Origin of the sequence: Ureibacillus thermosphaericus (assembly GCF_012396605.1) — a bacterium.
Taxonomy (GTDB): domain Bacteria; phylum Bacillota; class Bacilli; order Bacillales_A; family Planococcaceae; genus Ureibacillus; species Ureibacillus thermosphaericus.
On record NZ_JAAXPW010000013.1, the window covers coordinates 23,274 to 45,699 of the forward strand.

The window sequence follows — 22,426 nt, forward strand, 5'->3', positions numbered from 1 at the left end:
GAGGATTACGATGAAAGACCTTGAAAAACGTGTAGCTGAACTAAATAAGCTTTTACATGAATATGCTCATGCCTACTATGTACTAGACAAGCCTTTAGTTCCTGATGCGGTGTATGATCAGCTAATGCAAGAATTAATGGCAATCGAAAAGGAACATCCGGAATTCATCTATCCGGATTCACCTACTCAACGGGTTGGTGGAAAGCCGCTTGAAGGGTTTAACAAAGTAACTCACAGATACCCGATGTTAAGCCTTTCGAATGCATTTTCCGAAGATGATTTGCGGGATTTTGATCGAAAAATTCGTCAAGCGATTGGCGATCGATACAACTATGTTTGTGAACTGAAAATAGATGGGCTTGCCATCGCATTAAGATATGAGAATGGAATATTTGTACAAGGCGCTACCCGCGGTGATGGTACAGTCGGCGAAGATATTACAGTAAATTTAAAAACCATTAAAGACATACCATTGCGATTAAAAGAGCCGGTAACAATTGAAGTGCGCGGAGAGGCTTATATGCCTAAAAAATCCTTTGAAGAATTAAATAAACAGCGAGCGGAAAATGGAGAAGATCTTTTTGCTAATCCTCGGAATGCAGCTGCTGGATCACTGCGCCAACTCGATTCAAAAATCACCGCTTCTCGAAACTTAGCAACATTTATCTATTCAATTGGTGGAGATGGAGAAGCATACGGTATTGATAGCCATGCAGAAATGCTTGAATACTTAGATTCGATTGGTTTCCGTGTCAACAAAGAAAGAGCAGTTTGTGAAACAATAGATGATGTATTAGCGTTTATAAATAAATGGACAGCGGAACGCCCAAACTTGCCCTATGAAATCGATGGTATTGTAATCAAGGTGAATCGATTTGCTCACCAAGAAGAACTCGGTTTTACAGCAAAAAGTCCTCGTTGGGCAATCGCTTATAAGTTCCCAGCGGAAGAAGCCATTACGAAAATCATCGATATTGAATTAACAGTAGGACGCACAGGTGTTGTAACTCCTACAGCAATTCTAGAACCTGTCAGAATTGCAGGTTCTACAGTGGGTCGAGCTTCCCTTCATAATGAAGATTTAATACGTGAAAAAGATATCCGAATTGGTGATACGGTCATCGTTCATAAAGCAGGAGACATTATTCCGGAAGTCGTTAGCGTCATTTTAGAACAGCGGCCAGAAGGTACTGTACCATATAAAATGCCTGATCATTGCCCTGTTTGTGGCAGCGAACTCATTCGTATTGACGAAGAAGTAGCAATTCGCTGTGTAAATCCTGCCTGTCCTGCTCAAATTGCTGAAGGAATTAAGCACTTTGTTTCTAGAAATGCAATGAATATCGATGGGTTGGGAGAGAAAATAACGGAACAACTTTTAAAAGAAAACTATATTCGTGATGTAGCGGATTTATATCATTTACAAGTAGAAGAGCTGGCGAAATTGGAACGTATGGGGCAACTTTCTGCAACAAATTTAGTCAATGCTATCGAACGTTCAAAAGAAAATTCATTAGAACGGTTATTATTTGGCCTTGGAATTCGCCATGTTGGTGAAAAAGCAGCAAAGCTCATTGCGGAAGAATTTGAAACAATGGATCGCATCATGGAGGCAACAGTAGAAGAGCTGACGAATATTCATGAAATCGGTGAAAAAATCGCTCAATCAGTTGTTTCTTATTTCCAAAAAGATGAAGCGAAACAATTAATCGCCCGACTCAAAGAAGCCGGTGTCAACATGGTGTATAAAGGGAAGAAGAAGTCTCAAGCAGCAATTTCAGATAGCCTATTTGCAGGGAAAACGATTGTTTTAACTGGAAAATTGGAAAGATTGACACGCAATGAAGCTAAAGCGAAAATAGAAGAGTTGGGTGGTAAAGTGACAGGAAGCGTCAGTAAAAAGACAGATCTTGTTATTGCAGGAACAGATGCAGGCTCTAAACTTACGAAAGCACAAGAATTGGGTATAGAAGTTTGGGACGAAAACCGCCTTATTGAACAATTAGAAAAGTAAAGGGGATTCATACAATGAACCGATTTCGCTGGATAACGGCGATGGTCGTTGTCGCTGTGCTTAGCGGTTGTACGCCTTCTTTTCGAGAAGATACGGAAGTAGTAGGACCAAATAAAAAATCTGAAGCAGAAGTTGAAACGACTATCATCCCAAATATGCAACTGGACGAAAGATATTATAAAACATTGATTCCATATAAAGAGAGTGCAAGCAGAGGTCTCGTCGTATCAAATATTTATACGAAATACGACATTAAAGAAGCAGAAGAAGGGTTAATGCGTATTTCGCAAAACGAATTCGGCACAGATAAGTATTATTTCCAAGAAGGACAATATTTAGATAGTGATACGGTCAGCAGTTGGCTTGCACGAAGCAATCAAACTGAAGACGGGTTAAATCCCCCTGCTGAAAAAGACATGGATCCTGTAAAACGGGCAAAAGAAGCGCCTGTATACTTAGCGCATATTATCGAGCAAAACTACTTAACAAAGACGAATGACAATAAAGTGACACTTGGCGGAATCTCCATTGGACTAGCATTAAATTCTATCTATTACTATCAGAAAGAACAATATGGCGAATGGTATGATGAACCAATACCTCCTGCACAACTAGAGAAAAAAGGAAAAGAAATAGCGGAAGAGGTAATTCGTCGTTTACGTGCCCGTCCAGAGTTACAAGATATTCCTATTCTAATTGCATTATTTAAACAGGAAGCGCGTAACTCCATCGTTCCGGGAACTTATTTTGCATATAGTCTATCCAAACCAGGACAAAATAGTTTAGAAGAATGGACGTCTATCAATGAAAAATATGTAACGTTCCCTATGACAAATCCAGAGGATATTTATCGAGAAATCAATACAAACTTCCTAAACTTCAAACAAGATATTCAAGATTATTTTTCAAATTATACAAGCGTCATCGGTCGAGGGTTTTACCAGAACGACCAATTAGTCAGATTAAATGTGGAAGTGCCGATCCAATTTTATGGAACGACGGAAATAATTGGTTTTACTCAATATTTAACAGGCGTATTAATGAAAAGATTCCCAAATAGCCTTGATATTGAAGTGAGCATTACTTCCATTAATGGACCGGAAGCACTTATTCTAAAAGATCGCAATGATCAGGAGCCATTTGTTCATATCTATGATTATTAATGAAAAACAGTGTTACGATTGCGTAACACTGTTTCAAATTGGTTGTTTTCTCTTTGATAGTGATGTTTGAAAATATGCAGTTTTTGGAGATAATTGAAAAGTAATATTTAACTGAAGGGAATTTCCTATAAAAGTGTGATTTTTCAATAAAAAAATGGTATTATTATTGCCAGGTTTACGAAATGTGGAGGTGTAATCATCAATGTCAAAATTGACGAAGGAAGAAGTAAAGCACGTAGCTCACCTTGCTCGTTTAGCAATTACAGAAGAAGAAGCTGAAAAATTTGCTGAACAGCTTGGAAAAATTACGGAATATGTACAAACATTAAATGAATTAGACACAACAAATGTAGAGCCAACGTCACACGTTTTACCGATCGTTAATGTAATGAGAGAAGACGTAGCTGAAAAAGGATTGGATCGGGAAAAAGTGTTATTGAATGTAAAAGAACATGAAGATGGTCTTGTTAAAGTTCCACCAATTTTAGAAGAATAAAAGTTAATGGATGGATTTGTTAATGGCAAAAGCCATTATTTTTTGTGTAAGTCACTAGCGAGGCTTGCATTGTTCAATATACCCATATTAAAGGAGGGAACTTCATGACGTTATTAGAACGTTCATCTAAAGAATTACAAGAAGGTTTACATAATGGCGATTTTACAATTGTTGATTTAGTGAATGAATCTTATAAAAGAATCGAAGAAGTTGATGGAGATGTGCAAGCGTTTCTTGCTTTAAATAAAGAAAAAGCGCTTGAGGAAGCAAAAGAAAAGGATCAAGTACCAAAGAACGAACGCGGCCCATTGTTCGGTCTACCAATTGGAATTAAAGACAATATCGTGACTGAAGGACTTGAAACGACTTGTGCTTCTAAAATCTTAGAAGGTTTCATTCCAATCTATGACGCGACAGTTGTGAAGAAGCTTCGAGAAGCTGGCATGATTACAATTGGCAAGCTCAACATGGATGAATTTGCGATGGGTTCATCAACGGAAACTTCATATTACAAAAAGACGAAAAACCCTTGGGATCTTGAACGTGTACCAGGCGGTTCTTCAGGTGGATCAGCAGCAAGTGTTGCAGCAGGAGAAGTTCCATTCGCATTAGGTACAGATACAGGTGGTTCAATTCGTCAACCTGCCGCATTCTGTGGTGTAGTCGGAATGAAGCCAACTTATGGTCGTGTTTCCCGTTTTGGTGCAGTTGCCTTTGCATCATCTCTTGACCAAATCGGACCAATTACACGCAATGTGTATGATAATGCGTTATTACTAGAAGTGATTGCTGGCGTGGACCCTAATGACTCTACAAGTGCTGATGTGCCAGTGCCAAACTATGTATCTAAATTAGACGGAGATATTAAAGGACTTCGCATCGCAGTTCCGAAAGAATTTTTAGGTGAGGGTGTAAGTGAATCTGTACGCAAATCTGTTTTAGATGCTCTTGAAGTGTTCAAAGGACTTGGTGCAACAGTTGAAGAGGTTTCACTTCCTCACTCTAAATACGCTTTAGCAACTTACTACATCCTTTCATCTTCTGAAGCTTCATCTAACCTTGCTCGCTTCGACGGAATTCGTTACGGCTTCCGTGCAGAAGGCGTGAAAAACTTAATGGAATTATATAAAGAAACACGTGCACAAGGCTTTGGCGATGAAGTAAAACGTCGTATCATGCTTGGTACGTATTCCCTTTCTGCAGGAACATATGATGCTTACTATAAAAAAGCACAACAAGTTCGTACATTAATTAAGCAAGATTACGATAAAGTATTTGAAGATTATGATGTAATCGTTGGTCCAACAACACCATCACCAGCATTCAAAATTGGTGAAAACATCGATGATCCATTGACAATGTATGCGAATGATATTTTAACAATTCCAATTAACTTAGCGGGTGTACCTGCAATTTCAATCCCTTGTGGATTTGACAACGGCTTGCCACTAGGTTTACAAATCATTGGTAAGCACTTTGATGAAGAAACAGTTTATCGCGCTGCTTATGCATTTGAAAAAGCAACAGATTTCCATAAACAATCTCCTAGATTGGGGGGTAAATAATCATGAATTTTGAAACAGTTATTGGTTTAGAAGTACACGTTGAATTAAAAACAAATTCTAAAATTTTCTCTGCAGCACCTAACCAATTCGGTGCAGAGCCAAACGCAAATACAACAGTTTACGACCTTGCTTATCCAGGAGTACTTCCGGTTTTAAATAAAACTGTTGTTGAATATGCAATGAAAGCTGCTCTTGCATTAAACATGAAGATTAATCAGCATACAAAATTTGACCGTAAAAACTATTTCTATCCAGACAATCCGAGCGGCTATCAAATCTCTCAATATGATAAACCTATCGGCTATGATGGATGGATTGAAATCGAAGTACCTGCAAAAGATGGACAACCTGGATATACGAAGCGAATCGGTATTACACGTCTTCATATGGAAGAAGATGCTGGTAAATTATTACACGGAGATGGCTACTCACTTGTTGACTTTAACCGTAAAGGAACGCCACTCTTAGAAATCGTTTCTGAACCAGATATCCGTACTCCAGAAGAAGCGTATTTATACCTTGAAAAATTAAAGTCCATTATCCAATATACAGGCGTTTCTGATGTGAAAATGGAAGAAGGTTCATTGCGTTGTGACGCAAATATTTCCATTCGACCATACGGACAAAAAGAATTCGGTACAAAAACAGAATTGAAAAACTTAAACTCTTTCAACTTTGTTCGTAAAGGGCTTGAATACGAAGAAAAACGCCAAGCAGAAGTTTTAATGAGCGGTGGGGTAATCAAGCAAGAAACACGCCGTTTCGATGAAAAAACAGGAAAAACTATCTTAATGCGTGTAAAAGAAGCTGCTGAGGATTATCGTTACTTCCCAGAGCCAGACTTAGTTCATCTTGAAATTGATGATGAATGGTTAGAGCGCGTGAAAGCTTCCATCCCTGAGCTTCCAGATGCTCGTAAAAAACGTTACATTGAACAGCTTGGTTTAACAGAGTACGATGCAAATGTACTAGTAGTAAATAAAACGATTTCAGACTTCTTCGATGAAATGGTTAAACTCGGTGCAGATGCAAAACTTTCTGCTAACTGGCTAATGGGTGACGTTTCCGCTTACTTAAACGCAGAACAAATTGAAATTACAGAAACAAAATTAACGCCTGAAAACTTGGCTGGATTAGTAAAACTTATTTCTGATGGTACAATTTCTTCCAAAATTGCGAAGAAAGTATTTAATGAGTTAGTGAAAAACGGTGGAGATGCTGAAAAAATCGTGAAGGAAAAAGGTATGGTTCAAATTTCTGATCCAAACGTACTTCTTCCGATTATTATTGAAGTGCTTGACAATAACCCACAATCTATCGAAGACTTTAAAAATGGTAAAGATCGTGCTATTGGCTTCTTAGTAGGTCAAATTATGAAAGCAACAAAAGGACAAGCAAACCCACCAATGGTTAATAAAATATTACTTGAAGAAATTAATAAACGATAAATAATATGTGCCGCATAAGCTTCTTTGGCTTATGCGGTTTTTATATTAGTGGTTACAGCATGAATGAGATGCTTGTGCAAAAGGGTGTCTAGTTGTGAAGATAGGGTTTCCATTTGTGTGGATGGGATGTAAACTTGTGCAGATATGATTTCTACATGTGCATAGGAGTGCTGCTTGTGTGTATAGAGAATCAACATGTGCGGAAGGGGTGTGCAAAAGTCATAGCACTTCATTTTTTGCAGATGCAACATCCCTTTATATAATCAAAAACATTGTAATTCTAAACTTTTCCATGCAATATAGTAACAAAAGGGAGGTTGATGACATGAAAACAGAACAACAATATTTCGAACAGGGGATTTCCATGAAAGAATACATGGAGCAAATGAAAACGAATTTAAAAGAGGGAAGTTTTGAAATATATCACAACTTCAACATCGATGAAAATGACGAACTGATCCCGCTGCTTAAAGAGAAAAAGCCACATATTTTAACTATTACGGAAGATTGGTGTGGAGATGCCATGCTCAATAATCCCATCATGCGTAAAATTGCTGAAGCAGCCGGGTTGGACATTCGATGTGTATTCCGAGACGAAGATACAGACTTAATTGACCGCTATTTAACAAACGGAGGAAGAGCGATTCCAATTTATTTATTCCTAAATGAAGAAGGACAAGTCATAGGAAAATGGGGACCTAGAGCTCCAGAGCTGCAACAATTAGTAGTGGAAGAAAGAGCAAAATTGCCGACTAAAGATGACCCAACATTTGAAGAAAAACAAAAAGAGTTGTATACTACTTTGAAGGAGAAATTTGTAAAAGATCCACAATGTGCAAAGTGGGTATATGAAGATATGAAAAAAGTTATAATGGAAATGTTATCTTAATTTCAAACCAAAGTTTGTTAAACTTAAAAAATTCCCTTTCGTTGGGAATTTTCACTTGTTAATTTCATTCATCATAAGGAACATTCAAAGATACATAAACGTTTTTAATTTAAAAGAATAAATAGGATGGCGAAAACATGAAAAGAGCGAGAATTATTTATAACCCAACATCAGGTAGAGAAACTTTTAAAAAGCACTTGCCTGAAGTGCTAGAAAAGCTGGAGATTGCTGGGTATGAAACATCTTGCCATGCAACAACTGGCGCAGGTGATGCAAAAGCTGCTGCAGAAAAAGCCGTTGAACGTGGATTTGATATAGTTGTTGCTGCTGGTGGAGATGGGACATTAAACGAAGTCGTTTCGGGAATCAGCTCTTTTGAAAAACGTCCAAAGCTCGGTGTCATTCCAATGGGAACAACAAATGACTTTGCTCGTGCCCTTCATATTCCTAGGAAAATTGAAGATGCTCTTGATGTGATTGTAAAAGGCGATACAATCCCAGTCGACGTTGGATTATTAAATGAGGAGCGCTATTTTATCAATATAGCAGCTGGTGGACGCATCACAGAGTTAACCTATGAAGTACCAATAAAAATGAAAACGGTTTTAGGGCAATTAGCATATTACATTAAAGGAATTGAAATGCTTCCTTCCATCAAAGCAACCAATATGCGATTTGAAATGGACGGAGAAGTGTATGAAGGCGAAGTGATGGCCTTTTTATGTGCACTCACGAACTCAGTCGGTGGGTTTGAAAAAATTGCCCCAGATTCAAGTATTAACGATGGCAAATTTACGATGATGATATTAAAAAAATGTAGTTTAGCTGATTTCATTAAAGTCCTTACGTTGGCACTTCGAGGAGAACATTTAAGTGATCCGCATGTAATTTATCGTAAGGCAAGTGTCGTGAAAGTATCATCGGATGAGGACGTGTTGATTAATTTAGATGGGGAATTAGGTGGAAAAGCGCCAGTAACATTTAAAAATCTAAAAAGACATATTGAAGTTTTTGTACCAATTGATGATATTCGCGAACAAGATCGTGTTTAGTTTGACTCGAAAAAAATGTGCTAAGAGTCCTTACACCTATGCAAATGTTGTTATACAAGCATTTGCATAGTTTTTTTTTATTTACACAAAATAACTGGAGATGAAAGGAGTTTATATGAAATGTATAAAAAGCAAGAAAAATGGTTGGTGTATTTAACCTTTGGAGTGGCTATCATTATGTTTCTTTCGATGATCGGAAGGATTTTCGGTAGTTAGGAGGATAACTTTTGATGAACGAGTCCGCTGTATTTTGGAGTCGAATGTTAACGGAATTAACATTATCCTTTCACATTATTTATGCAACCATTGGAGTCGGCGTTCCGCTTATGATTATGATTGCTCAATGGGTAGGGATGAAAAATAATGATGAGCATTATATTTTGCTTGCAAGGCGTATTACACGAGGGTTTGTCATTACGGTTGCAGTTGGCGTCGTGACAGGGACGGCAATTGGGTTGCAACTATCACTGTTATGGCCGAACTTTATGCGATTGGCTGGACAAGTGATTGCATTACCGTTGTTTATGGAGACTTTCGCCTTTTTCTTTGAAGCTATTTTTTTAGGAATTTATCTATATACGTGGGATCGATTTGATAATCAAACAAAACATATGCTCCTCCTTATCCCTGTGGCGATTGGTGCATCGATGTCTGCAGTATTTATCACCGTTGTGAATTCTTTTATGAATACGCCACAAGGATTTGAATTGGTAAATGGGGAGCTAGTGAATATTCAACCGCTTGTTGCGATGTTTAACCCATCAATGCCAACAAAAGTAGCTCATGTATTAGCTTCTGCCTATATGACATCTGCTTTCTTACTAGCATCCATTGCCGCTTTTCGTCTACTTAAAGGTTCAAACCACATCTATTATAAAAAATCGTTGTTTTTGATGATGAAGTTGGGACTAATCTTTTCGATTGCTACGGCGGTGATTGGGGACTTTTCAGGAAAGTTTTTAGCAGAATATCAACCTGAAAAATTGGCTGCTGCAGAGTGGCATTTTGAAACAGAAGAAGCAGCATCACTTATATTGTTAGGATTTATGGATCAAGAGGAAAATATAAAGCTTGCCATTCGAATTCCTTACGCTTTAAGCATATTAGCTCATGGAAATCCAATGGCGGAAGTGATTGGTCTAAATGAATTTCCTGAAGATGAAATTCCTCCGCTTTATATCCACTATTTGTTTAATATCATGGTATTTATTGGAATGTTTATGACGTTAGTTTCAATACTTTATGTTGCTGGTGTATGGAGAGGATGGCAATTCATTAAAAAGGTATGGTTCAGATGGTTGACCGTTTTAGGAGGGCCATTATCCATTATTGCGATAGAAACTGGTTGGTGGCTTGCAGAAGTAGGAAGACAGCCATGGATTTTGCGAGGATATATGCGAACTGCACAAGGAGCTACAACGAGTGAACATGTGGATATGATGTTTATTTTATTCTGTATTTTGTACATCGTTTTAGGAATTGGGAGCATTGTCGTATTAAGTAGAATGTACCGTGCTAATCCAATTGAACAGGAGATCCAAGACCGAATGGCTGAAGTGGAAGGGGGCGTACGATGAATCTAGAAGTGTTAGGAATTATTGTGTTATGGATTTTCCTTTTCGGGTACGTCATTGTCGCTTCAATCGATTTTGGAGCAGGATTTTTTAACGCTTATAGTTTATTAACGAATAAATCACATATTTTATCGAATATTATTCAACGATATTTATCCCCTGTATGGGAAGTGACGAATGTTTTTTTAGTATTTTTCTTTGTCGGCATAGTTGGTTTTTTTCCGCAAACTGCCTTCTATTACGGAACGGTATTGCTCGTACCTGTAAGCATTGCAATCATTTTATTAGCGGTACGAGGTTCATATTATGCCTTTGAATCGTACGGATCAAGAGGCCATAAAGGATATGCATTTGCTTATGGAGTATCAGGCTTACTCATTCCTTCATCCCTTTCTGTTGTGTTGACGATTTCAGAAGGTGGATTTGTTGATATAATTGATGACCTCCCTCAGTTGGATTTTTGGGCTCTGTTTACAAGCCCCTTAACTTGGAGCATCGTTCTTTTAAGTATTGCCAGTGTGTTATATATATCTGCCGTGTTTTTAACATGGTATGCATGGAAAGCACAAGATTGGGAAGCGCATGAATTAATGAGAAAGTATGCGCTCATTTGGGCAGGACCGTTAATTTTTATGGCCGTTGCAATCATCATCCAAATGCAACAGCATAACCCGGACCGATTTCGAAATATGATTTCCATTTGGCCGATGTTTGGCATTTCTGCGACGTTATTTTTGATGACGGTTTGGCTAATTTGGAAGAAACGGGGGCTAGGGCTTTCAGTGGGGTTGTTGATTCTTCAATTCTTATTTGCTTTTTTTGCATACGGCATTTCCCATTATCCATATTTACTCTATCCCCATTTAACAATCTATGAAGGGTTTACGAATCAAGAAATGGCCATTTCCCTTGTAATCGCCTTTATTGCAGGATTATGTTTGCTTATTCCGTCACTCTATTTACTGTTTCGATTGTTTTTATTTAATAAAGAATACGTTACTGGGAATCAAAAGGATTTTCATGCCTAATAGGAGGGGTTGCCATGAATGAATTCATGATATTTGTAGCGCCGCTTTTGACGGTTCTACTTTCTCTTGTTATTGCTTTTTTTACAGCACCTCTGGATAAAGGGGTTAGGGAAGAAGAAAAATAAACTCTCGCGCAGCTGCGAGAGTATTTTATTTTTGTTCACGGGAAGAAGCGATTCTTCCTCCCACTTTAAATAATAATGGAATCAGAGCGAGTAGAAGGCTTCCAACCGCAATAGTTGATATGATAAGCTCTTTCCAGGTAATATAATGGTTTAGGAACATTTGAACGATGATGAATAAATTGAATGGAATGTTTAGGAATAAACCAGTGATAAGCCTGGGTGCATACTTTTTCATCAAAATGGTTGTAATAAGATGCGGAAAAATCGCATTCACGATTATGGAACCTAAAAATCCGATGAAAAACCATTTTGCCAATTCTGATGCCTGATTATAGAAAAAATAAAATGCGGATAAATAAGCCAGCATAGTAATGACAAACACTGCAAAATGAAATTCACTTGGGGTGACAGGTTTATGAAACTTCGAAGTTTGTTGTGACCATTTCGGCAACCAAACGGCTTCTTCTTTGTTATGAAAGGTAATGGCAAAACAATGCGACAAGATAAAAGTCCATCTTCATCCACCCGATACATATTGATAGTTCTATTGTACAAGCGGTTCGAAAAAAAGGGTGAAATTTAAATATATCCATTTCCTATTTTGAGGTAGAATAATATTTGTTTGATTTTAATAAAAACTCCGTGCGACAAAGAAAAACGAAATGGAGGACGGAATGTATGACAGCACCCGTAAAGAAAAATGATCGAGTAACGGTTTATATAGAAGATTTGACCCATGATGGCCTGGGCGTGGGAAAAGTGGATGGGTATCCATTATTTATCCATGGAGCGTTGCCTCAAGAAACGGCGGAAGTGCATGTATTGAAAACACTAAAAAGCTATGGCTTTGCGAAATTAGTTGAGATAAAAGAACCTTCTCCTGACCGTGTAGAAGCGCCTTGTATTTATTTCGATAAATGCGGTGGATGCCAATTGCAACATTTATCTTATGAAGCCCAGTTGCAATGGAAAGAAAACATGGTTCGCAATGTCATGAAACGCATTGGAAAAATTGATGCACCAGTACGACCAATCAAAGGAATGGAACATCCATGGAATTACCGCAACAAATCGCAAATTCCGTTTGCGATGGGTGAGTCCGGTCCGATTGCGGGATTCTACAAATCAAGAACCCATGACATTGTGGATATGGAGCGCTGCCTCATTCAAATGAGTGAAGCGGATATCATCATGGCCAATTTGAAAGAAGAGTTGGAGAAGATCGGGATCGAGCCTTACAATGAAACGACTCATCAAGGAATGCTTCGCCATGTGATTGTGCGGACAGGAAGAGCCACTGGCGAAGTGATGGTGGTGCTCGTTACAAAAAAACGCAAATTTCCTCAGAAGGATGCGGCGGTGGAAGCGATTCGAAAGCTCATTCCGCATGTTACATCCATCGTACAAAACGTGAACAGTGAAAAAACGAATGTCATTTTAGGAAAAGAAACAATGACGCTTTGGGGGAAAGAGACAATAGAAGACACAATTGGCGATATTCGATTTGAAATTTCTGCTCGTTCTTTCTATCAAGTGAACCCGGTGCAAACGGAAGTGTTATACAACCAAGCCTTGGAATATGCGGCGCTGACGGGGGAAGAAACGGTCATCGACGCCTATTGCGGCATTGGAACGATATCTTTGTTTTTAGCGAAAAAAGCGAAACAAGTGATGGGTGTGGAAATTGTGGAAGAAGCGATAGAAGATGCCAAACGGAATGCGGAACTCAACGGATTTACCAATACGTATTTTGAAGCGGGCCCGGCGGAAGAAGTGATTCCCCGTTGGTATCAGGAAGGAAAACGCGCGGATGTGCTCGTTGTCGACCCGCCGCGCAAAGGCTGCGACCAGGCATTGCTGAACACCATCATCGAATACAAACCAAAGCGGGTGGTGTATGTATCCTGCAACCCTTCCACTCTTGCGCGGGACTTGCGCATTTTGGAAGACGGGGGATATAAAACGATGGAGATTACCCCAGTGGACATGTTTCCGCAAACGACGCATGTGGAGTGTTGTGCGTTGCTTATAAAAAAATAAATATTTGGAAAAGCTCGTTTCTAAAAATCAATGAAACGGGCTTTTTCGAGGAGCATATATTTTTTAATGTACTATATTCAAATTAATTATCATGTAAAGGGGATTTAAGAAATGTATATTTCGAGCATAGAACTAAATAATTATAGAAATTTTAGGTCAAATATTATTGAATTTAACAAAGGAATTAACGTAATTATTGGCCCTAATAATTCAGGTAAATCTAATTTATTAAGAGCTATGGCATTAATATTTAACCCTTCTGAAAAAAAGAATTTATCTATTGATGATTTTAATAAGACTATTTCACTTGAAGAACTAAAAATGCAACCACCTAAAATTAATATTTCAGTAACTTTTAGTCAAGAAGATAAAGAAAAATTAATGGGAGATGATTTGGTTATAGTAAGTCAATGGTTGACTAAATTGGAGGAGCCATACGAAGCAAAATTACATTATGAATTTTGCTTGCCATTAAAACACCATGAAGATTATAAAAGAATGTTATCTTCAGCAAAATCTGAAGTAGAGGCTTGGGAAATTATTGATAGAAATTTTTTAAGGCTATATACATACAAAATTTATGGTGGTAATTTAGAAAATCAAATTATAGCAGATGGAGAGTATTTAAAGAAATTTGATTATCAGTTTTTAGATGCTATTCGAGATGTGGAAAGGGACATGTTTAGCGGGAAGAATACACTTTTAAAAAATGTTTTAGATTTCTTTATGGACTATGATATTAAGTCTAAAAATATAGATGATAGTGAAAAAGAACAACTAATAAAAAATAAAAAAATGCAATTTGAAGAAAAGGCTAAATTATTACTGGATTTATTGAATGAAAGGATGCTAGAAGGCAAGAAACAAATTTTATCGTATTCAAAAGATATAGGTGCTTCTTTTGATAATACTGAACCCAATTTTGCAGGCAGCATTACAGATATTGAACTTTATTCAGCGCTTCGATTAATTATAGAAAATAAAACTGGAATTCAATTGCCTATAACACATAATGGCCTTGGCTATAATAATTTGATTTTTATGTCTTTATTATTGGCAAAAATGCAAGTAAATGCGAGTGAAACGTATCTAGGAAGCAATGCGAAAGTATATCCAATGCTTATTATTGAAGAACCAGAAGCACATTTACATCCTACGATGCAAGGACAACTATTAAAGTTTTTAAAACAAAATTTAAAACAAAAAAAGGTGCGACAAATATTTATAACTACACATTCCACTCATATAACAGGATCATTAAGTTTAGATGAATTGATTTGTTTATATAAGGTTAATAATGAAACACACGTTAGTTATCCAGGTAGAGTTTTTGAAAATAATGAAGATAGTAAGAAATATGTAGAAAGATTTTTAGATGCTACAAAATCCAATATGCTCTTTGCAGAAAAAATAATTTTAGTAGAAGGAATGGCAGAACAATTGCTTATGTCTGTTTTTGCTGAGTATTTAGAAAAGTTGTTAGAATATAACCATGTAGCAGTTATCAATGTAGGTGGAAGATACTTCGATCATTTTTTATATTTATTTAATACTAAAAATAAATATGCAATTAATAGAAAAGTTGCATGTATTACAGATAGAGATCCAGAAAGAAAAAATCTTTCAGTAGAAAAAACTTCCTATAAAAAATGCTACCCTTTTGAAATGCAAATTGAACCGACACAATATGAATATAAATGTAATAAACGAAAAGCAGACTATTCATCAAACATTGAATTTTTCTTACAGGATGAGGTTTATGGAAAAACTTTAGAGTATGATTTAATTCGTTTTAACCCTACTGCTGAAATTTTAATAACAAATTCAATGTCGAATAAAGAAGAAATAAAAGAACTCATGGATTTGTATAAGAAAGGTAAAGATCTAAATGAAATGTTTGAACGAATAAGTAAATCTGAAGAAAATAATAGAATTATTGAGGCACTTCAAAACCCAAATTTGAAATGGGCTGAAAATGACAAAAAAATAGCATTAATAGCTGCTAGATATTTAAATTCAGTGGGCAAAGGTGTTAATGCTTTGGAATTAGCTCATGTTTTGCAAGAAAATTTAACAAAAAAAGGTACGAAAGAATACGTGGATTTTGTTGTACCAGATTATATAAAGGAAGCTATAGAATGGGTGTGTGAAAATTGATTACTATAACTTCTAGCGATTTAATTCCTATAGAGCAACATTTTAAAGTCATAGCTGGGCCAGGTGCAGGAAAAACACATTGGTTAGTTAACCATATAAAAAATGTTGTTAAAAATTCAGTGAGATTAGAAAAGACACGGAAGATAGTATGTATCACATACACAAATATTGCTGTAGAAACTATTATGAAAAGGTTAGGTACTAGCATAGCTAACAGAGTAGAAGTATCTACTATTCATAGTTTTTTATATAGGCATGTTGTAAAACCCTATTTTTTTCTAATAGCTGATGAATTTGAAGTGAACTTTAAAAAAGTTAATGGTCATGAAAGTATAAGTCCCCGATACTCTATTATAAGAAAATGGTTAGAGAGTCATAAACGAGTAGATGATTTAGTAGCTCCTAATACTTGGAAGCAATTACTCCGTGAAGAAAAGTTCGATTCTTTGCTAAGGTGGCTTGAAAATTTGCAATATAGGTATGATTCAGAAGAAAATTTAAAGTTAGTAGGGAATCCCGAAAAAGCAGGCGCAATTAAAAAGGTGGCTGAAATTTTAGAAGATGATTTGATAAGTTATAAAAAATTATTTTGGTCAAATGGAAAAATTGATCATGATGATGTTTTATTTTTTAGTTACGTATTAGTTACAAAGTATCCATTTATATTAAAAGTTTTAAGAGCGAAATTTCCATATTTTTTCTTGGATGAATTTCAAGATACTAACCCAATTCAATCAAAAATTATTAAGTTAATTGCTGAAGAAGAAACAATTGTTGGTATTATAGGGGATCCTGCACAATCCATTTATTCCTTTCAAGGGGCAAGTCTAAAAAAATTTAATAATTTTCAATTGGAAAACATGGTTGAATATCAAATTCTTGAAAATAGACGTAGTTCAAATCAAATTATTGACTTATTAAATAGTGTTCGAATGGATATTGTACAAAATAAATATAAAAATATTGATAATGATGTACCAATATTATTTATTGGAAAACCTATAGATGCTTTTAATAGAATAAAGCAATTATATGGGGAAGATATTATTATTCATACATTGTCTAGGGATAATCTTACAGCTAATGCGATGAAGTCAATGATTACTTTAGATGGAATGAATACAAACTTATTAACAATATTTAAAGAGGCGGATACTGATCCAAAGAGATATAAAATAATTTTAAACTCGGTTGAATCCGTTGAATTTGCACGAATTGGTGATTATAAAAATGCATTGGAAAAAATGAAAGAGTTGTTTAGTGATTATTCAAATAAAGAAAAAATAAACAACTCTATTATATTACTTCAAGAGTTATTACGTAACTATAGTAATTATAAAGATAAACCTTTTATGGATTTTTATAATATTTTAAAACCATACTTTAAGTCTATGGCTGGATTTAGAAAAGGAGCTGCTAAAGATTTTTATAATAGAAATTTATATAAGCACATTGCGATTTGTATAAATTATAAAGATGATATTAGTCATCATCGTACTATTCACAAAGCAAAAGGTGATGAATTTGAAAATGTTTTATTAATTTCTGAATCTACCGAATTTTTAATTAGTCCTGATTTAGAAAATGAAGAGGAGCATCGGATTTATTATGTTGGTATGAGTAGAGCGATAAGTCTGTTATTCATTGTAGTTCCTAAGTTATTAGAGAAGGAACAGAAGTTTATAAAAGAAAAATATAGTATTCGGATAGAAGATCTGTCGGACATTCCACAACTTAATTGAATTCAAATATAAACTTATGAATGAATTTCATAATTCTTAGCCCTCGTCCTCCAACGAGTTCAAGAAATTAAAAAAGAAGCACCTCCCCAAATCTTGTATAATGGTCATAGACAATTAAAACCAAAAAAGACTGAAGGAGTGCTTCTTATGACCATTATACGACAACCAAGTTTATTTGACATCCAAGAATTATATGAGATGGAACCTACCCATTGTTATGAGGTAATTATTTCTTCTATAGATTTAGATGAAATTTACTATGCAGTAACGAAAAAGTCTCGTTTTGGTGCGCCGGTAGAGCTGAATTATGCAGCGATGATTATTTCCGCTTTTATTCGATACGTGGAACGAATTCCAACAATAAAAGACCTGGTTAAACTTGCTTTCAAGCTGAATTGCGGATTTCTTGTGTCGGACAGTGTACCTTCTGAGGCCTCTTATTCTCGGCTTTTAAGCAAATTAAGCGAATCCAACGTTTTAGAAAAGGTCCAAGAAAAAGTAGTCCGTCAAGCGATTTCAGAAGGCTTTATTATCGATGACACCATTGCCATTGACGCCACACATTTTGAAGCACGTGATCAATCACCTCCAAAAGCAGAAAAGCCAAAAAATGCGCCTAAAAAACGCGGTCGCAAATCGAAAGAAGAGCGTGACCAATGGCTAAAAGAACAAGCTGAGAAAGAAGCCGATAAGCCTTTATACGTAAGCGTCAAATCTTGCACACCTTCTTGATGTGCTAATTTCATGAGATAATCTCCTCAAGATGAAATTGAAGGAGGTTTTTTTTATGCCTAAGAATCCTGAATTACGAAAGGTTTGGGAACAACGAATCGCTGACTATCGTAAAAGCGGTCAAACTCAAGTAAACTGGTGCAAGGAAAATCAATGAAGTATTCACCAGTTTAAATACTGGTTAAGAAAAATTGAAAATCCAATAAAAAATCAAGGAAAGTCTACAAAATGGGCATCCGTTACCCTAGAAGATCATTCACAAACAGTTGAAAATTCATTACGGATTGAAATTAGTGGGATTTCAATTGAAGTAAAACCTGGTTTCGATCCGGCCTTTCTTTCAGAAGTGGTTAGGACGTTGAAATCAACATGTTAGTTGGTACAAGAGCTGAACGAGTTTACTTGGCAAAAGGAAGTACTGATTTGAGAAAATCCATTGATGGATTAGCTGCTTTGGTGAAAGAGGGATTTGATTTAGATCCCTTTTCATCAAGTTATTTTGTGTTCTGTAATCGAAAGCGAGATAAATTAAAAATTCTTCACTGGGACTATAATGGTTTTTGGCTTTATTATCGTCGATTGGAAAAAGGAAAATTTCAATGGCCAAATGAAAATGACACTGGAACGATACAAATTAGTTATCGGCAATTACGCTGGTTATTGGATGGTCTTCCAATGGAGCAAAAGAAAGCACACCCAGAAGTAAAGGCTAGAACAGTTATATGAATTTTTTACTTTTAACAAAAACCTTGGAGGAAAATAGCTAAAACCGTCGAATTATTACTACATGATGAAAAATTTAAAGAATCCTAACCAAAACCCATTTGAATTAATTGAAAAACTTCAACAGCAAATCGTTGAATTGACGGCGAAATTACGATGGTATGAAGAACAGTATCGTCTTAGTCAAAAACGAAAATTTGGCTCTTCAAGCGAAAAAACAAATCCTAATCAATTAGAACTACCTTTATTCAATGAAGCAGAGGTAGAGTCTAATGTAAAAGCCGAAGAGCCAACTGTTGAAACAATTACATATCGTCGTAAAAAGAAACGTGGTCAACGTCAAGCTACGTTTGAAAACCTGCCTATGGAAACGATTGAATATCGTTTACCCGAAGAAGAGCAGGTCTGTTCGTGTTGCGGTGAAAAAACACACGAAATGAGCACAGAAGTACGACAAGAATTAGTGATTATTCCGGCTCAAGTCAAAGTTTTAAAACACGTTCGATATGTCTATGGATGCCGTCATTGTGAGCGTAATGAAATAGAGACACCAATCGTTACAGCACCTGCCCCAAAATCTGTGTATCCAAAAAGTTTAGCTTCACCGTCAAGCATGGCATATATTATGAATCAAAAATATGTAGAGGGGCTACCTCTATATCGCCAAGAACAACCGTTCAAACGATTAGGTGTGATCTTATCCAGGCAAACCATGGCCAATTGGATGCTTTATGGTGCCGAAAAATGGCTTGCGCCAATTTATCAACGAATGAAAGAGCATCTCCTCTCTAAAGACATTCTACATGCGGATGAAACAACTGTTCAGGTTTTACATGAACCTGGAAGGTCAAGTACATCGAAATCTTACATGTGGCTTTATCGGACTGGAAGAGAGGATCCACCACTTGTCCTTTATGACTATCAGGAAACTAGAGCCGGAGAACATGCCAAAGAATTCCTAAAAGGGTTTAAAGGCTACCTGCATGTCGATGGATATGCAGGATATCATAAGGTATCCGGCGTAACATTGGTTGGATGTTGGGCTCATGCCCGCAGAAAGTTCGATGAGGCTTTAAACGTACTTCCTGAATCCAAACGTCATTCAGCAGTCACAGCTCGGGAAGGACTCAATTTCTGTAATCAGCTATTTGCCATCGAGCGTGATTTGAAAGAATGTACACCAGAAGAACGATATAAAAAACGACTTAAACACAGCCAACCATTGTTGGAGGCTTTTTCAGCATGGCTAAAAACAGAGAAAAGCAATGTTTTACCAAAGAGTCTATTAGGTCAAGCCATTACATACTGCCTCAACCAATGGGAAAAACTCGTGGCATTTTTAGAGGATGGACGTTTAGAAATCGATAATAATCGAAGTGAACGATCCATTAAACCATTTGTGATCGGAAGGAAGAACTGGATTTTTAGCAATACTCCGAAAGGAGCTAAGGCCAGCTCAATCATTTACAGTATTGTGGAGACAGCAAAAGAGAATAAATTAAATCCATTTTATTATCTTCGCTACTTATTTGAAAGGCTTCCCAATATGGATATAAGCAATATGGATGAGCTTGATCAACTACTTCCTTGGTCCAAAACAATTCCTTTGAATTGTCGGGTTTTTAATAACTTATCACAATAATAGTATTTAATCCCTATCATTAAAAGGTGGGGATTATTTTACGCTTACTTTTTGTGGATATATATGCAAAAATCCGAAAACACATAATCCATTTGTAATCCTTCTAGAAGCCTCCGTTGCCTTTTAACAATAAAATTAAACATGTATTATAATAATATCGAAATTGAAAAGGCTCCTTGCTTGAACCAATATCTAGATTAACTCTATGTTATAGTTCTTTAGAAAAAACTCGTTTAAATCGACAAAAACACCTTATTTTTGTTTAATATAAAATTAAGAATACTATGTAATATGAAGAAGGTGCGAGAGAAATGGCCCGAAGCCAACTTTTAAAAGATGCTGTAAGTGGAAAAGAAAGTATTGAAAACATATTGCTAAGATTAAAAGTTATATTGTCGGATTTGGATAATGAAAATATCATGAACTGGGTTAATGGGGAATTACAGGGTTATAAGGATAAAGAAAGTGTACCTTCTTACAGGATCCTTAAAGGAAGAATTATCGGAACCTATTTAATAAACTTCTCTGTTAAATATAAAGATGCTCCTGTGCCACTAGAATTTTTAATATCCAAAGAGGAAATAGACGAGCTACGTACAGTAAGAATGACGGATGGAATTGCAACAATCCAAAACATCCTTCGGGGAGAAAATAGAGAAAATTACGGGTTTGTAATTCCTACAGCATACTGTCATGCAATATCAACAGATGACTTCCAAATAGCTGGAATGAGAGTTAGAATCGGATCAAACCAACTGGATGGCATTGTGTCATGTGTAAAATCCAAACTAGTGGAAGTAATCATGGAACTAGAAAAGGAATTTGAAAATCTTGATGAGTTAGATATTAGATCCCAAATTAAGGAAAATGAATCTGTAAAACAAGTGATTTATAATATTGAAAATATCATTTATGATAAATCAGTTAAAGTCGGAGACAAAAACAAAATAGAAAGGTCAAGGATTGGCCATTTATTTGGCCATTTATGGGAAGGAAGAGATAAAAAATGAGTATTCAAATAGGAGATAATAATAAAATTAAAAACTCGTCCATTGGTCATCAATATGGTTCGAACAGAGGAGAAAAGGAATCAAAGGAGAAGAAAACGTTTTTTGAAAAACATCCGGCTCTTTTTAGTTTTATCATTTCAATTTTGGCTGGTTTCATTCTACTTTTCTCATTTTGGAAATCTGTTATTATATTGATAGAGAGCCTTTTTAAATAGGTTTGGAGAAAAGATCACATTCAAAAAAGTTAATGATATTAATTCCTTTTAACAAATTCTCGGTAGTTGGTTAAAAAATGTAAAAACCCACCTTCATTGCATCGGTGGTGGAGGTTAAATAATTTTTTACAGGTTCTCATAATTCAACAACGGGAGCTTTAGTGGAATAAGGATAGGGAAACTTTTATAAACTGTGGTTTCCCTTAATTTTATTTTATATCAACATTGACGTTTAAATAGCCAATAAGAAAAAAACTGCTGTTCACGTTAATTGAACAACAGTTTATGCACTTTCAATTTGCAGTTTATTCATAAGATCTTCCAGTTCCACATATGGTGTAAGCTGATATTTGATGCTTGTGTCATATCTGTTTCGAACCCCCTACTTTTTCACATCTTTCTAAAATTCTATTTATCCAGAGAGTCTCTAATTCATTTTGGCTAATAAAACCTCCCTTCAGTAAAAAAGACCGCAGCACATGGTTATCTCCGTAAGATAACATCATGTAACCGCGGTCTTCTCTTATTATGGTTACTTTTATATTTGAAATAATCGGTTAATCAAAAATCATTATAGCCTCTAAATTCGTCATTTTAAGAGGGAAAGAAATTTTTTGAAAAAGAAGAAATGTAGCGCGGTACTTCTTCCCTGAACGAATTACCAGTTGCAATAACATAATAAATTATTGTCAATAAGATTAAATTTATACTATGTTTTTACAAACATGATTAACAAATGACAATTATTGTCTAATATTAGCAAATGATGTATTATTATTAAGAGGAATTAACCGAATATTTAAATAGAAAT

18 protein-coding genes and 1 pseudogene are annotated in these 22,426 nt (G+C 35.9%); 18 read left to right on the forward strand and 1 reads right to left on the reverse strand.

Annotated features, from left to right (window positions below):
* The first annotated feature begins 10 nt into the window (after nt 1-10).
* From ligA to cydS, 10 genes are all read left to right on the forward strand, one after another.
* Nucleotides 11-2,014: an NAD-dependent DNA ligase LigA gene (gene ligA, locus HF990_RS07085; RefSeq protein WP_168412275.1), complete on the forward strand. Its 2,004-nt coding sequence runs from the start codon at nt 11-13 to the stop codon at nt 2,012-2,014.
* Between the two features lie 14 nt (nt 2,015-2,028).
* The gene (locus HF990_RS07090; protein ID WP_168412276.1) at nt 2,029-3,177 is read left to right on the forward strand and encodes a CamS family sex pheromone protein; all 1,149 of its coding nucleotides are present in this window, start codon (nt 2,029-2,031) and stop codon (nt 3,175-3,177) included.
* A 202-nt stretch (nt 3,178-3,379) separates the two neighbouring features.
* Entirely contained in the window at nt 3,380-3,673 is a 294-nt protein-coding gene (gene gatC / locus HF990_RS07095) for an Asp-tRNA(Asn)/Glu-tRNA(Gln) amidotransferase subunit GatC (RefSeq protein ID WP_016838752.1), read from the forward strand.
* A gap of 104 nt (nt 3,674-3,777) precedes the next feature.
* Nucleotides 3,778-5,238, forward strand: coding sequence for an Asp-tRNA(Asn)/Glu-tRNA(Gln) amidotransferase subunit GatA (gene gatA, locus HF990_RS07100; RefSeq protein ID WP_168412277.1), 1,461 nt, complete (start codon nt 3,778-3,780; stop codon nt 5,236-5,238).
* A 2-nt stretch (nt 5,239-5,240) separates the two neighbouring features.
* Nucleotides 5,241-6,686 (forward strand): Asp-tRNA(Asn)/Glu-tRNA(Gln) amidotransferase subunit GatB, encoded by a 1,446-nt coding sequence (gene gatB / locus HF990_RS07105; protein ID WP_016838750.1) that lies wholly within the window; start codon nt 5,241-5,243, stop codon nt 6,684-6,686.
* Nucleotides 6,687-7,011: 325 nt separating this feature from the next.
* Complete coding sequence (locus HF990_RS07110) at nt 7,012-7,575, forward strand: thioredoxin family protein (RefSeq protein WP_168412278.1); 564 nt, start codon at nt 7,012-7,014, stop codon at nt 7,573-7,575.
* Between the two features lie 137 nt (nt 7,576-7,712).
* Entirely contained in the window at nt 7,713-8,627 is a 915-nt protein-coding gene (locus HF990_RS07115) for a diacylglycerol kinase (RefSeq protein WP_168412279.1), read from the forward strand.
* A gap of 227 nt (nt 8,628-8,854) precedes the next feature.
* Nucleotides 8,855-10,204, forward strand: a complete 1,350-nt coding sequence (locus tag HF990_RS07120) for a cytochrome ubiquinol oxidase subunit I (RefSeq protein ID WP_168412280.1) — start codon at nt 8,855-8,857, stop codon at nt 10,202-10,204.
* Entirely contained in the window at nt 10,201-11,229 is a 1,029-nt protein-coding gene (locus HF990_RS07125) for a cytochrome d ubiquinol oxidase subunit II (RefSeq protein WP_168412281.1), read from the forward strand. Before HF990_RS07120 ends, HF990_RS07125 begins: the two co-directional genes overlap by 4 nt.
* 14 nt (nt 11,230-11,243) lie before the next feature.
* On the forward strand, nt 11,244-11,354 hold the full coding sequence (gene cydS / locus HF990_RS15365) for a cytochrome bd oxidase small subunit CydS (RefSeq protein WP_390263053.1): 111 nt from the start codon (nt 11,244-11,246) through the stop codon (nt 11,352-11,354).
* 25 nt (nt 11,355-11,379) lie between these two features.
* Here the strand turns inward: cydS and HF990_RS07130 are convergent, their stop codons facing one another.
* Entirely contained in the window at nt 11,380-11,859 is a 480-nt protein-coding gene (locus HF990_RS07130) for an HXXEE domain-containing protein (protein WP_168412307.1), read from the reverse strand.
* Between the two features lie 173 nt (nt 11,860-12,032).
* On the opposite strand from HF990_RS07130, the gene rlmD reads away from it, so the two are divergent.
* The 8 genes and pseudogenes from rlmD (at nt 12,033) to HF990_RS07170 (ending at nt 21,400) form a co-directional block, all read left to right on the forward strand.
* Entirely contained in the window at nt 12,033-13,394 is a 1,362-nt protein-coding gene (gene rlmD / locus HF990_RS07135; protein ID WP_168412282.1) for a 23S rRNA (uracil(1939)-C(5))-methyltransferase RlmD, read from the forward strand.
* 111 nt (nt 13,395-13,505) lie between these two features.
* On the forward strand, nt 13,506-15,551 hold the full coding sequence (locus HF990_RS07140; protein ID WP_168412283.1) for an ATP-dependent nuclease: 2,046 nt from the start codon (nt 13,506-13,508) through the stop codon (nt 15,549-15,551).
* Nucleotides 15,548-17,293 carry an ATP-dependent helicase gene (locus HF990_RS07145; RefSeq protein ID WP_168412284.1) on the forward strand — a complete coding sequence of 582 codons (1,746 nt, stop codon included), beginning with the start codon at nt 15,548-15,550 and terminating at the stop codon, nt 17,291-17,293. The genes HF990_RS07140 and HF990_RS07145 overlap by 4 nt, the downstream gene beginning before the upstream one ends.
* A 147-nt stretch (nt 17,294-17,440) precedes the next feature.
* Nucleotides 17,441-17,995: pseudogene (locus HF990_RS07150) on the forward strand (IS5/IS1182 family transposase); the annotation flags it as partial.
* A gap of 85 nt (nt 17,996-18,080) precedes the next feature.
* On the forward strand, nt 18,081-18,182 hold the full coding sequence (gene tnpA / locus HF990_RS15370) for an IS66 family insertion sequence element accessory protein TnpA (protein WP_409373612.1): 102 nt from the start codon (nt 18,081-18,083) through the stop codon (nt 18,180-18,182).
* A gap of 212 nt (nt 18,183-18,394) precedes the next feature.
* Nucleotides 18,395-18,751, forward strand: coding sequence for an IS66 family insertion sequence element accessory protein TnpB (gene tnpB / locus HF990_RS07160; RefSeq protein WP_145986160.1), 357 nt, complete (start codon nt 18,395-18,397; stop codon nt 18,749-18,751).
* Between the two features lie 61 nt (nt 18,752-18,812).
* Nucleotides 18,813-20,390, forward strand: coding sequence for an IS66 family transposase (gene tnpC / locus HF990_RS07165; protein ID WP_168412285.1), 1,578 nt, complete (start codon nt 18,813-18,815; stop codon nt 20,388-20,390).
* A 311-nt stretch (nt 20,391-20,701) separates the two neighbouring features.
* Nucleotides 20,702-21,400, forward strand: coding sequence for an AbiTii domain-containing protein (locus HF990_RS07170; RefSeq protein ID WP_168412286.1), 699 nt, complete (start codon nt 20,702-20,704; stop codon nt 21,398-21,400).
* Nucleotides 21,401-22,426 lie beyond the last annotated feature (1,026 nt).

Coding starts and splice junctions, on each gene's coding strand:
- ligA (WP_168412275.1), top strand. CDS start 11: ATGAAAGACCTTGAAAAACGTGTAGCTGAACTAAATAAGCTTTTACAT.
- HF990_RS07090 (WP_168412276.1), top strand. CDS start 2,029: ATGAACCGATTTCGCTGGATAACGGCGATGGTCGTTGTCGCTGTGCTT.
- gatC (WP_016838752.1), top strand. CDS start 3,380: ATGTCAAAATTGACGAAGGAAGAAGTAAAGCACGTAGCTCACCTTGCT.
- gatA (WP_168412277.1), top strand. CDS start 3,778: ATGACGTTATTAGAACGTTCATCTAAAGAATTACAAGAAGGTTTACAT.
- gatB (WP_016838750.1), top strand. CDS start 5,241: ATGAATTTTGAAACAGTTATTGGTTTAGAAGTACACGTTGAATTAAAA.
- HF990_RS07110 (WP_168412278.1), top strand. CDS start 7,012: ATGAAAACAGAACAACAATATTTCGAACAGGGGATTTCCATGAAAGAA.
- HF990_RS07115 (WP_168412279.1), top strand. CDS start 7,713: ATGAAAAGAGCGAGAATTATTTATAACCCAACATCAGGTAGAGAAACT.
- HF990_RS07125 (WP_168412281.1), top strand. CDS start 10,201: ATGAATCTAGAAGTGTTAGGAATTATTGTGTTATGGATTTTCCTTTTC.
- cydS (WP_390263053.1), top strand. CDS start 11,244: ATGAATGAATTCATGATATTTGTAGCGCCGCTTTTGACGGTTCTACTT.
- rlmD (WP_168412282.1), top strand. CDS start 12,033: ATGACAGCACCCGTAAAGAAAAATGATCGAGTAACGGTTTATATAGAA.
- HF990_RS07140 (WP_168412283.1), top strand. CDS start 13,506: ATGTATATTTCGAGCATAGAACTAAATAATTATAGAAATTTTAGGTCA.
- tnpA (WP_409373612.1), top strand. CDS start 18,081: ATGCCTAAGAATCCTGAATTACGAAAGGTTTGGGAACAACGAATCGCT.
- tnpB (WP_145986160.1), top strand. CDS start 18,395: ATGTTAGTTGGTACAAGAGCTGAACGAGTTTACTTGGCAAAAGGAAGT.
- tnpC (WP_168412285.1), top strand. CDS start 18,813: ATGATGAAAAATTTAAAGAATCCTAACCAAAACCCATTTGAATTAATT.
- HF990_RS07170 (WP_168412286.1), top strand. CDS start 20,702: ATGGCCCGAAGCCAACTTTTAAAAGATGCTGTAAGTGGAAAAGAAAGT.